The organism is Dactylosporangium siamense (assembly GCF_016862795.1).
Taxonomy (GTDB): domain Bacteria; phylum Actinomycetota; class Actinomycetes; order Mycobacteriales; family Micromonosporaceae; genus Dactylosporangium; species Dactylosporangium siamense.
In genome coordinates, this window is the sequence record NZ_BONQ01000221.1 from 1 (window position 1) to 11,126 (window position 11,126).

Here is an 11,126-nt window from a genome sequence, read left to right on the forward strand (position 1 = left end):
AACGTCGTCGTCGCTGACCTGCGGCTCGTTGCCGGCCCGACCTGCGCTGGTCTCCGCACCGTCACGGTCACGACCACGGCGGCGGTCCCGGGAACGGTTGCGGCGCCCGCGGCCGCCGATGCCGTCGTCCTCGGTCTGATCGACGTTGCCGCGCTGGTTGCGGTCGCCACCGGCCCGCTCGCCTTGCTCCCTGGCATCGGCGCGTTCGATCTGCTCCCCGATGGCGGTGCGTTCGGGCCCGCCGTTGCGCTCCGGCCGGGGCGTTTCGGTCGCCGCAGCGGCGGGCTGCACGGCCGGCGGCCCGTCGCTCCCGGCCGCCTCGACCAGCGGCTTCTCGGGCCGTGCCGGTGGTGCCTCGGTGGTGGTGGTCCGAGCCTCGACGCCTGGGGCGGCACTGTCCTGGCGTGCTTGAATCGCGGTCACCAGCTCGCCTTTGCGCATCCGGGCGGTGCCGGAGATGCGCAACGCGGCGGCCAGGCTCTGCAGCTCAGGCACCAGCATGCGGGCCAGGCCGGTGCCCGCGCGCCGCGGAGTCGTCGCGCCGGCCTCGGCCGTGGCACGACCAGTGGAGATGTCCGACGTGACGTCGGTGGTGTCGCTCAATGGGATTCCTTTCGACAGGCCCGGACTGGCGGACTTGAGGCACGGTGGCCGGCCCGCGGACGCATCCGCACCGCACCCGCTACGGGGGTGCTACGGCGTTCGCGGTGATCCGATCGCGACCATCTGCGGCCTGGTCCGGCCGTGCGGGCGATTCAGGAGACTGCGGGTCGGCGGCCAGCACGCGTGCAAGAGCTGCAACAAAATCGGCGCACGTCGACCCGCATGAGATTGCCGCACCTGGCGGCTACCGAGACGAGGGTAGCCAACTCGCCGCCGCTGTGGCAACCGGTCCCGCTCCGACTGCGCCGAGGGTCACGCCCCACTCCGCCGGCAACACCGCGCAGCGACTCCGCGGCTGCGCGGGACCGGCGCCCGTGACGGTTACGCCTCCGGCGGAACCGCACTCGCACGGTTCTGGCGCGGCCGTGTGGTGGGTATGGTGAGCCGATGTCGGACGTGGCACGCCTTGGCGCCAGCGGGGGCGCCGGTGGGCGGCGCACCCGGCCGCTGTTGCGCACGCTCGTCGGGGATGTGCTGCGCCGCCACCGTCTCGAACAGGGGCGCACCCTCGCTGAGGTGGCCCGCGACGCGTGCGTCTCGATGCCGTATCTGTCCGAGGTCGAGCGAGGGCGCAAGGAGGCCAGCTCCGAGGTGCTTGCCGCCGTGTGCGACGCCCTGCGCATCGACCTCGCCGACCTCCTCGCCGAGGTGGGGCGCGATCTGCTCGACGACCGCGCCCCCGTCATCCACCTGCGGATGGTCGGGGCGCACGGTGCCATCGCCCCGCCCGGGCACCGTCCCGCGCAGCGGCCCGGCGGGGTCGTGCTGCTCGCCGCCTGACCGCCTCGCCCGGGCGCCGACCCGCACGCCGGACCGGAAGGCTGAAGCTCCTGACCACCCGCCCCGGCACCGTTCCCCGCTGCGGCCCAGCCGGGGTCGTGCTGCTCGCCATGCCGGGGCACCGTCCCGGCCGGGGTGCTGCGGCTCACGCCCGGTTGCCCCGCCTGCCGGGTGGTCGACCTCCCCCGCTGGTCGACCTACCCGCGATGGTGGGCCGGCGGGGTCAGCCCGCCGGTGCCAGCTGCAGGGAGCGGGCCGCGCGGCTGGTGACGACCTGGTCGGCGATGCCGTAGGCGACCGCGTCGGAAGCGGACAGCGTCATGCTCCGGTCGGTGTCGGCCCGGATCTTGGACACCGGCTGCCCGGTGTGCTCGCTGAGGATCTCGTTCATCTCGGCCCGGACCTTGGCCAGCTCCTTGGCCTGCACGGCCAGGTCCGGCAGCGTGCCACGGGCCTGGCTCGACGGCTGGTGCAGCGTCACCTTCGCGTGCCGCAACACCGAACGCCGCCCCTTTGTGCCCGCCGCGAGCAGCACCGCGGCCGCCGACGCCGCCTGCCCGACGCAGATCGTCGAGATGTCACACCGCACGAACTGCATCGTGTCGTAGATGGCGGTGAGCGCGCTGAACGAGCCGCCGGGCGAGTTGATGTACAGCCCGATCTCCTGCTCGTTCTCCGACTCCAGGTGGATCAGCTGGGCGATGACGACATTGGCCACGCCGTCGTCGATCTCGGTGCCGATGAATATGATGCGTTCGGAGAGCAGCCGCGAGTAGATGTCGAACGCCCGCTCGCCGGTCGGTGTCTTCTCCACCACCGTCGGGATCGTGTACTGGCTCATGCGCCCAGCCCCGCCATCCGCTGCGCAACCGCGGGACGGACGTCGGCCACCTCTTCGAGGATGTGGTCGATGAGCCCGTAGCTCAGGGCCTCCTCGGCGGTGAACCAGCGGTCGCGTCGGCTGTCCCGCTCGACGGTCTCGACCGGCTGTCCGCTGTGCTCGGCGATCAGCCTGACAAGGGTGGTGCCGATCCGCTCCAGCTGCTCGGCGTAGATCTCGACATCGGCCGCGGTGCCGCCGAAGCCGGCCGAGCCCTGGTGCATCAGGATCTGTGCGTGCGGCAGGCTGAACCGCTTGCCTGGGGCACCACCCGACAGCAGGAACTGCCCCATGCTGCCGGCCAGCCCCATCGCGAGGGTGCTCACGTCGTTCGGGATGAGCCGCATCGTGTCGTAGATCGCCAGGCCGGCGCTGACCGACCCGCCGGGTGAGTTGATGTACAGGCTGATGTCGCTGCGTGGGTCCTCCGCCGACAGCAGCAGGAGCTGCCCGCACAGCCGGTTGGCGACCTGGTCGTCGACCTCCGTGCCGAGCACGATGATCCGCTGGTACAGCAACTGGGCGGCGACCTGGTCGTCGAGCGTCCCCGCGTGCATCGCGGTGAGTCCTGTGGCGTACTGCATGGCGTTCTCCCTCGCGTCCGGTCTTCCTGATCCACCATGGGATCGCCGGGCGCTCAGGACCAAGCGCATCTGCTGTCAGCAGAGCCGGGACCATGCGGTGGTAGAGGTGGCACCACCCCAGTTGAGGTGCAACCACCCCTGACGCGGCACCACGTCGCCGCGAGCATTGTCGGTGACGAGTTGTCACGACGAGGGAGCGATCATGGCGAAGGTGTTGTCACGGCGTACGGTCCTGGTCGGCGCGGCGGGTCTGGCAGGTGCGGCGGCCGGGCTGGGCGGTTCCGGCCCGGCGGGCGCCGCCGAGTCCGCCGCACCGACAAACCCGGCGGCCGCGGGCGGGGCCGCGGATCTCATCGCGGTCACCGGGGTCACGGTCGTCGACGCGGGCGGTGCGCGACGGGATCAGACCGTGCTCATCCGGGGCGGCCGTATCCTCGACGCCGGGCACCTGCACCGGGTGCCGGTGCCGCACGGCGCACGGACGATCGACGGCCGCGGCAGGTACCTCATCCCGGGCCTGGCCGACATGCACACGCACGCCGTCGGGATCGACCCCGCCGACCCGGAGCTGTACGTCGTCAACGGCGTCACCACGACCCGCGAGATGTCGGCGGGCGACGCCGCCGTCAGTTGGCGCCAGGAGATCGCCGCGGGCCGCCGCCTCGGTCCACAGTGGACCATCGGCAGCGCGATCCTCGACGGCTCGCCGTCGTTGTGGGAGGGCCTCGGCATCCCGTACCTCGCGGTGGCCGACGCCCCGCAGGCCCGCGCGGCCGTGCGCGACCAGGTGAGGGCCGGCGCACAGTTCATCAAGACGTACACCCGCCTGACCCGCGAGGCATTCCACGCCATCGCGGCCGAGTCCCGGCAGCTCGGCGTGCGGTTCCTGGGGCACGTCCCCGACTTCGTCCAGCTCGCCGAGGCCAGCGACGCCGGGCTGCACAGCATCGAGCACCTCTTCGAATTCTGGTACGACACCTCGAGCGAGGAGGACCGGCTGCGCCGCGGGATCGCGCAGACCCCGATCGACGGCGGCGACTACGCCGGCTGGTTCACCAAGCTGCACCCGCTGGAGCTGGCCGCGGCCCGCAGCTACGACCGCGGCAAGGCGGCACGCGTCTTCGAGCGGCTGGCGCGCAACGGCACCCACGTGACGCCGACGCTCAGCGTGCACTGGACCTGCGACGTCCCCCAGGACGTGCCGCACGACGATCCCCGGTTCCGCTACGCCAGCGCCGACATGCTGGCCTACTGGCAATGGGCGACCGACAACATCTACCTCAAGGGGCGCACCGCACAGGAGAGCACCGAACGCCGGGAACTGTTCGACCGCCGGCTGCGCCTCGCCGGCGAACTGGCGAAGGCGGGCGTGCCGCTGATGACCGGGACCGACCTCGGCACCGCATACCTGCTGCCCGGGTTCGCCCTGCACGACGAACTGCGCTGGCTGGTGCGGGCCGGCCTCACGCCGCTGCAGGCCCTGCGGGCGGCCACCCTCGAGCCGGCCCGCAGCCTCGGCCGCACCGACCAGGGCACGGTCGAGCGGGGTAAGGTCGCCGACCTGGTCCTGCTCGACGCCGACCCGCTGCGCGACATCGCCAACACCACGAGGATCGACAGCGTGTTCGTCCGGGGTCACCTCATCGACGCGCCGGCCCGCCGGCGGATGCTCGCCGACATCGAGGCCACCGTCCGCGCCGCCACGCCGACCGGCGCCGTCCCCGTCTCGGCCGCCTGCGCCTGCCACGGCGCTACGGCACGGCAGCCTCTCCACGTCGCCGCGTCGCCGGTGTCGTCGGCTCCTTCATCAGCGCCGGCATGATGTCCGCAGTCCAGAGAACAGTCGGGACGCGTTTCGTTGCTCGGGCCACGGATCGCGACTCATCCATCTGAACGCCCCGCCAGGAATCGGTAAGTCCACCCTGTCGGAGCTCTACGCAGACCGGAACTCCGGCACGTTCATCTGCTGGTGCTGGTCGACGCCGCGACGACCGAAGGACCCGAGCTACCCGACATGAACTGGACGGGCACGTCTGATCCACCACCGACGGGCGTGGCCGGCCTCATGGCACGTCGATGGTCCGCAGGTGCTTCTTGTCTGTGTCAATGCCGACCAACTGCCTGCCGTTCGCTGACGCCGTTACCGATGGCCCGGCGATCCGCAGCACCTGCTCGAAATGGTCGGCGGCTTGCGGATACCGGCCGCGCAGCCGGTGGATGTGATCGAGCCCGGCCACCGCGTCCATCTCGCCGGCGCGGTTGCCGGTGGCATGGGCGTTGAGCAGGGCCTGGTGGTGCAGGGCTTCGGCGTCGTGGTAGCGGCCCCGGGCGCGCAGGTGCCGGTGCAGGATGGCCGACAGGTGCAGGACGTGCTCGGGCCGGCCGTGCTGTGCTCAACGCGTGGGCCGAGCTTATGCGACATCCAGGGAAGCCAATTAGTTACCTCGGCATTCACCAGAATCTTGCCGAGACCCTGGGTGCTCAGGAATGTCGACGATCGCAAGTGCATCGCTGGCGCCATTACCGCCCCTGGGGACGACCGCCGCTGCGGAGCGACCATCAGGAGCTACAGCAAGCAGACCGAACGCGCCCGCCACCACACGACTCGGCTTCTGCCCCAGCAACCGATCGAGGTACAGGCCAGGCCCTTGGTCATGAACCGCCGAGATCAGCACGGAGCAAGCATCCGCACGGACCATACCTCGCGGATCGCGGTATCCAGCCCCCCTCCTAACTACCATATCCATTGCATCATGAACGTATATATTCCACATGGCATCCTTGCGATCATTCAAGGACTTTCCGATTGCAGTTGGAGCAGCTAAAAAGGCGTATCCTCCCGGGTATGATATTGGATCGGCGGCCAAGCCTAGGTCAACGCAGTCGCCGCGGCGACGCGAATAGCTTGCCGCCAAGGGCCACGCTTTGCCATCCAATTGCACCGCCTCGCCGACAGGTACGTCAGATCCAGCGATATATCCAATGCCGCTACATTGATAGCCACTGCTCGCAACCATAGGGGTGGCCCGCCCCGGCAGCCAGACAACCTGATAGATTAGGTCCAATTTATCGGCACTCATCGCCGAAAGATCGAGGACCCGTTCTGCCGACGCGGAACCTGAAGCTAGCGCGAGGAGTTCCGAGCTGCCCGCGCATCGCTGCATGTACCCCAAGCGCCCATCGGGCCTCACATGCAGGGCTCCAAATTGTCCGCCCTCACACGACTCAGGTGGCGATGCAACCAGCTCAGCATGTTGATCCGCACGCACTCGCCACAGCTCATTCGACCCGTCCGACGATTGAAGATCCTGCCACAGAAAGTAGACAAATCCGTCTTCCATCCAGACCGGATCCGAATAAAGGCCATCAGCAACACTGAATCGCCTTTCAGTAGACCCATCTGCAGCAACGAACAGCACCGCACCTGTTGTCGCGAGGCATGACATTACGATCAGCAGAACACCCCAGCGACGACCGCAATTCTGGATTCTCGTCATGCTATCCAAAACTCAGACAGACCCCGCCGCCGCATCCGCCGGCCGAAACCATACCGACCAGTTCGGCCTGAATGAATTTTGGATCCAGCACCACACCTCCAGACGTTCCCGCACCCTTCGCCTGCATCAGCCGATTAGCCGTCTTTAGTCCAACAACATTGTTGTTCATATCAATCCGCGACTCCTTACCACCATATGGAGACGCCTTCTTCGTCGTCAGGTCCATCTGATGGTCCAGTTCATGCGCTACCGTGATCATCATAATAGCTTCCTCAGACAGACCCCCCTTCGCCCTCATCATCGCAACCCAGTACGCGTGCTGGAAGGCGTTCTCTTGCCGCTTACTCCAACCGTACTTCTTCCTGAGATCCTTAGCCAAAGCAATAGAATCGGCGGACAACCCCCTAGCGGACATACACCATTCCACGCTCATCCAGTTACACACAGCGAACTCGTGCTGCTGGGCAGTGTTTGGTTCATTTGGATCGCGCGTTTTACATCCAAACCAGGTCCACAGGAAACAGAGCGGGCCCGCCTTCTCGGTGTCGTAGTTCTCCGCAATCCCATCGACCTTGTCTTTGAGGGCCTTTTCCTCTTCCGTTAGTCCGCCATTCTGGTTGCCTTTAGGGCCGCTGCCAATGTCCCCATTAGTGTCCGTGTCGTCAGCGGGGTGGCATTCTTTTGCCTTGCTGTTGGCGCACGTTGCCGGGTCGTAGCCGGGGTCATGCCAGGGGCGTGGTTCAAGACCGTCCGGGTCACTCAGTGAGGTGGGGTTGCCGTTACCGTAGGCATAGCCGTTGAGCTGCTGCGGGTCGCCCACGTCGCTGATGGGGTCGTCGGAGATGAATCGGCCGGTGGCAGGTTCATACTCGCGGGCGCCGAGGTGGGTGAGTCCGGTGTTGTCGCGGGTGCCGCCGACGAACCCCTTGGTGTTGGGCCAGGTCGGGTCGACGCTGCGGGGGTTGCCGAACGGGTCGGTCTTGCGCCGGGTGACGGTCTGGGTGACCGCGTCGATGGCTACCTGTCCGGTGCCATGGTGGTCTGCGGCGATCCAGGTGAGGCCGGCTGGGGTGCGGCTGGCGACGCCATAGTAGCGGGTGCAGGTGACGGTGCTGCCGACCTTGCGCAGTTCGTAGCCGGCCAGGTACACCGTTGCCCCGGCAGGGTCCTTCGCGACGAGGCGGGTGCCGTCGGCGTCGTAGATGTAGCTGCTGACGCCGGCGCTGTCGGTGACGGTGGCCAAGTGGCCTTCAGTGTCCCAGCCGAGGGTCTGGCCGGGTTTGCCGGTGATGTTGCGGGTGAGGGTGTTGCCGGCGTTGTCGTAGGTGTAGCTGTCGGTGCCGGTGCTGCCGCCGGTGGCGTCGACCTTGGTGAGGGTGTGCCGTTTGCCGGTGGTGGGGTAGGTGTAGGTGCGGGTGGTGTCGGTGCCGCCGCCGATGGCGTGGCGGATCTCCTGGGTGCGGTTGCCGTTGCTGTAGTTGTTGGTGCCGGTGGCGTACCGGTAGCTGGTCCAGTACGGGTCAGGTCCACCGACTACCGCTGCGGACGGGTTGGCCTGGCACGTGGTGGCGGTCGTGGTCCACGCTTCGGTGAGTTCGCGGAGGGCGTCGTAGCCGAAGCATTGGTTGGACACGGTCGACCCGGCCGAGGTTTCGGTGATGTTCTTGACGTTGCCGGCGGCGTCGTAGCCGTAGCCTTCGGTGAGCCGCTCGATCCACGTGTTGGGGTTCGCGGCGTTCTCGGTCTCGGTCTTGGCGCTGGTGAGCCGGCCGGTGGTCTCGTCAATGACAGTGGTCTGCCGGACCCGCTTGCTGCCGGAGCCGAGGACCTGCTGGTACTGGGCGCCGAAGGCGTGATAGCTCGTCCCAGCGACGTATGTCTCCAGGCCGCTCTGGGTGAGCGCTTTGCCGGTGTTGTCGTACGTGCTGGTCAGCGTCTCCGTAGGCAGGCCGCCCGCCGCCGGGTAGCTCACCGTGGCCGTGGATCCGTCGACCTTGTACGTCATCGACGTCGTGTACGAGCCGTTCGGCAGCCACGGCATGCTCAGGCTGGACGGGATCACCGTCGTGGTGCCGAGCGGGCGGTAGCCGTCGTCGTAGCCGGTGATAGTGCTGGTGAACGCGTCGGTGCCGACGTATCGGGTGGATGAGGTCAGCTGTCCCTTGGCGATGGTGTCGTACGCCCACGACGCCTGCTTGAATCCGGTGGTGCCGACCCCGTCGTACAGGCCGATCTTGCGGCCGAGTTCGTCGTACTTCGTGGTCGTGCTACTGCCCGGCCGTGCGTCCGTGACCGTAGTCGGCCGGCCGCTCAGGTCGTAGCTGGTGTTGGTGGTGCCCTTGTCCGGGTCGGTGGTGGAGACGACCTGGCCGAGCAGGTTGTAGTTGCTGGTCCAGGTGTTGCCGGACTGGTCGGCGGTGGTCCGCAGCCGGTCAAGGAGGTCGTAGCCGTAGGTGGTGGCGTGGTAGCTGCCGGTCGGGGTGCTGCTGAGGTATTGGCGCAGTTCGGTGGTGTTGCCGTGGACGTCGACGTAGGCGGTGGTGGGGATGCCGCCGACGGGGGGTGTGACGGTGGTGAAGTTGCCGTCGTAGGCGATGGTGATCTGCCACTGCAGGGTGTTGACGGAGTACAGCGCGTCGACGGTCTGCCGGCCGAGGCTGTCGTAGGTGTAGCGGTGCTGGTTCTTGACCCCGGCGTCGGTGTCCGCGAAGCTCGCGATCAGACCGGCGGGGGCGCTTGAGTTCCAGAAGGTGGTCGTTTTGGCGGTGAGCCCTCGCCCGTCATACTGGGTATCGGTAATGATCCGTCCGGTGTTGGCTTGCGGGGCCGGGCGCTGGTGCTGCCGCTGCCGCAGGTTCCCGTCATACATGTCATAGCTGACGATCGTGTTGCCGTTCGGGCCCAGTGCGATCGTGCTGACCGTGTTCGCCGTCACGGGCGAGAGCGAATAGAACTGGTAGTTGTAGTGCAGGTTCGGCGTGTTGGTGGTCAACCGGTTGTCCAGCCACACGTCGGTGAGCCGGCCCAACGCGTCGTAGCTGGCGTTGGTCTTCTTGTGGTTGGCGTCATCGATCAGCGTCGGCAAACCATGCGACGGGTCGATGGTCGTGGTGGTCTGATGCCCCAACGGATTGGTGACAAGCGTCTGCGTGACTGGGGCGTCCGCAGCAGGGGTGTACTGAGTCGTGGTTTTGTGGGCGTTGTCGTTCATCGGATCGCGGGTCCACACGACCCGGCCGTAGCTGTCGTAGCCGGTGTTGGTGCTGTTCTGCCAGCTCAGGACCGGGCTCGCCGGCACGCTGTAATCGACGCTGCTCAGCGCGTCGGTCCTGGTGACGAGGCCCTGGCCGACCGGTCCGGTGCCGGTGGTGTTGCCGTCGTAGTAGGTGAACGTCCCGGCCTGGTAGTGGCCGAGCCCGTAGAGGTTGCAGTAGGTCTGCAGGGTCTGCCGCTGGTAGTTGACGTGGTAGCGGCCGCTGGCCGGGTCGACACTGCGGTCGGCGTAGGTGATCTCGGTGCAGCGGTCGTCGCTCGAGTCGGCCTCGTCACCGTAGTCGCGGATCAGGGTCGGCAGGGTGTAGCTGTCCGTGGTGGTGGTGGTCTTCGTCCACCGCCACCCCTCGACCCCCGCCGGGCTGGTGGTGTGGGTGCGGGTGCGGGTCTCGGTCTCGGCAAAGTTGTTCGCGACCAGGGTCCCCATCCCATACGCCAAGGGACGTGTCGCGACCGCACCGTAGCCGTAGCTGTGCAGCGTCGAGGAGTACGCCAGCCCACCGGGCCGGAACGACGTGTCCTCCCGCAGTTTCCCCCGCAGCATGTAGAAGTCGGTCGTGGTGCCCTGCGAGTCAGTGATCGTGGACGCACGGGTGCCGCCGGTGTCGCTGGCCCGGTCACCGTTCAAACCGCGGTAGTACAACGCTGAGGACACCGTCTGCGTGCCGCCCACCGGTCCCGTCGTGGTGGTGACATCGGTGTAGCCACGCCAGTCCGACCACGACCGCACCGACAGCGGCGACGTCTCGGACGGATCGTGCCCCCACAGCACGTTCGTCGAGGAATGCGTGAGGCTATAGCTGTAACTGGTCAACACCGGCGGCGCGGTCGAGTCAGCCATGTCTGTCTGCTGCACCGCGGTGACGACGTACTTGTGGAACCAGCCGAACCCGGCTGTACCACCTTCTGGTGACCAGTACTGCGGGAAACACCGGTAGATGTTGTTGTTCGCGCTGCCCTCGGGGATGTTCGTCGGGCTGCAGTCGGTTCCGGCGTAGTACACCGTCAGCAGACCGCCGGTGCCGTTCTCGATGCTGCCGAGCCGGAACCGGCGCAGCTTCAGCACACCAGCAGCGAGGTTGTAGTCGACCCGGTTGTCCAACGCCCCACCACCGAACGCCATCGGCGGCTCCGCCAGCGACACGCCGCCCTTGAACCCGGTGTGCTGCAACCCCTCCAGCCACAACGCCGCCGTGTCGCTGGTGCCTGGGTTCAGAAAGTCGTGGTCGAGGGTCCACTGGTCCACGTTCTGATACGTGGCGGTGGCCGGGTTCGTCAGCACCTTCGTCGTGACCGACGCCAGCGACCACTGCATGAAATACGCTGGGCTGGTCAGGTTCGGGCACGAGGCCTGCACGCAGTACTGGTCCCACGGCACGTCGATCCCGCAGGATCCCACGTCGTTGCACCGGCCGGCCGGGTTGACGGCGAAGTCGACGACCATCGGGG

The 11,126-nt window shown here is 67.6% G+C and carries 6 protein-coding genes and 1 pseudogene; 2 read left to right on the forward strand and 5 right to left on the reverse strand.

The window, feature by feature from the left end:
* Positions 1-603: Rho termination factor N-terminal domain-containing protein (locus Dsi01nite_RS56350; protein WP_203854786.1), on the reverse strand; the 603-nt coding region annotated here is incomplete at its 3' end.
* A gap of 447 nt (positions 604-1,050) precedes the next feature.
* On the opposite strand from Dsi01nite_RS56350, the pseudogene Dsi01nite_RS56355 reads away from it, so the two are divergent.
* A pseudogene (locus Dsi01nite_RS56355) lies at positions 1,051-1,326 on the forward strand (helix-turn-helix domain-containing protein); the annotation flags it as partial.
* A 340-nt stretch (positions 1,327-1,666) separates the two neighbouring features.
* Here the strand turns inward: Dsi01nite_RS56355 and Dsi01nite_RS56360 are convergent.
* Together Dsi01nite_RS56360 and Dsi01nite_RS56365 are read right to left on the reverse strand one after the other, a co-directional pair.
* Positions 1,667-2,284: a ClpP family protease gene (locus Dsi01nite_RS56360; protein ID WP_203854788.1), complete on the reverse strand. Its 618-nt coding sequence runs from the start codon at positions 2,282-2,284 to the stop codon at positions 1,667-1,669.
* Positions 2,281-2,907 carry a ClpP family protease gene (locus Dsi01nite_RS56365; protein ID WP_203854789.1) on the reverse strand — a complete coding sequence of 209 codons (627 nt, stop codon included), beginning with the start codon at positions 2,905-2,907 and terminating at the stop codon, positions 2,281-2,283. The genes Dsi01nite_RS56360 and Dsi01nite_RS56365 overlap by 4 nt, the downstream gene beginning before the upstream one ends.
* Before the next feature lie 202 nt (positions 2,908-3,109).
* On the opposite strand from Dsi01nite_RS56365, the gene Dsi01nite_RS56370 reads away from it, so the two are divergent.
* The gene (locus Dsi01nite_RS56370) at positions 3,110-4,729 is read left to right on the forward strand and encodes an amidohydrolase family protein (RefSeq protein WP_203854790.1); all 1,620 of its coding nucleotides are present in this window, start codon (positions 3,110-3,112) and stop codon (positions 4,727-4,729) included.
* Positions 4,730-4,970: 241 nt separating this feature from the next.
* Here the strand turns inward: Dsi01nite_RS56370 and Dsi01nite_RS56375 are convergent, their stop codons facing one another.
* Both Dsi01nite_RS56375 and Dsi01nite_RS56380 read right to left on the reverse strand, forming a co-directional pair.
* Complete coding sequence (locus Dsi01nite_RS56375) at positions 4,971-5,243, reverse strand: tetratricopeptide repeat protein (RefSeq protein ID WP_373318974.1); 273 nt, start codon at positions 5,241-5,243, stop codon at positions 4,971-4,973.
* Positions 5,244-6,405: 1,162 nt separating this feature from the next.
* Positions 6,406-10,992 carry an RHS repeat-associated core domain-containing protein gene (locus tag Dsi01nite_RS56380; RefSeq protein ID WP_203854791.1) on the reverse strand — a complete coding sequence of 1,529 codons (4,587 nt, stop codon included), beginning with the start codon at positions 10,990-10,992 and terminating at the stop codon, positions 6,406-6,408.
* Positions 10,993-11,126: the final 134 nt, after the last annotated feature.

What these genes read in the sequence shown, in the direction of transcription:
- Dsi01nite_RS56380 (WP_203854791.1), bottom strand. Translation starts at nt 10,992, where the DNA reads ATGCAGTGGTCGCTGGCGTCGGTCACGACGAAGGTGCTGACGAACCCG.
- Dsi01nite_RS56370 (WP_203854790.1), top strand. Translation starts at nt 3,110, where the DNA reads ATGGCGAAGGTGTTGTCACGGCGTACGGTCCTGGTCGGCGCGGCGGGT.
- Dsi01nite_RS56360 (WP_203854788.1), bottom strand. Translation starts at nt 2,284, where the DNA reads ATGAGCCAGTACACGATCCCGACGGTGGTGGAGAAGACACCGACCGGC.
- Dsi01nite_RS56365 (WP_203854789.1), bottom strand. Translation starts at nt 2,907, where the DNA reads ATGCAGTACGCCACAGGACTCACCGCGATGCACGCGGGGACGCTCGAC.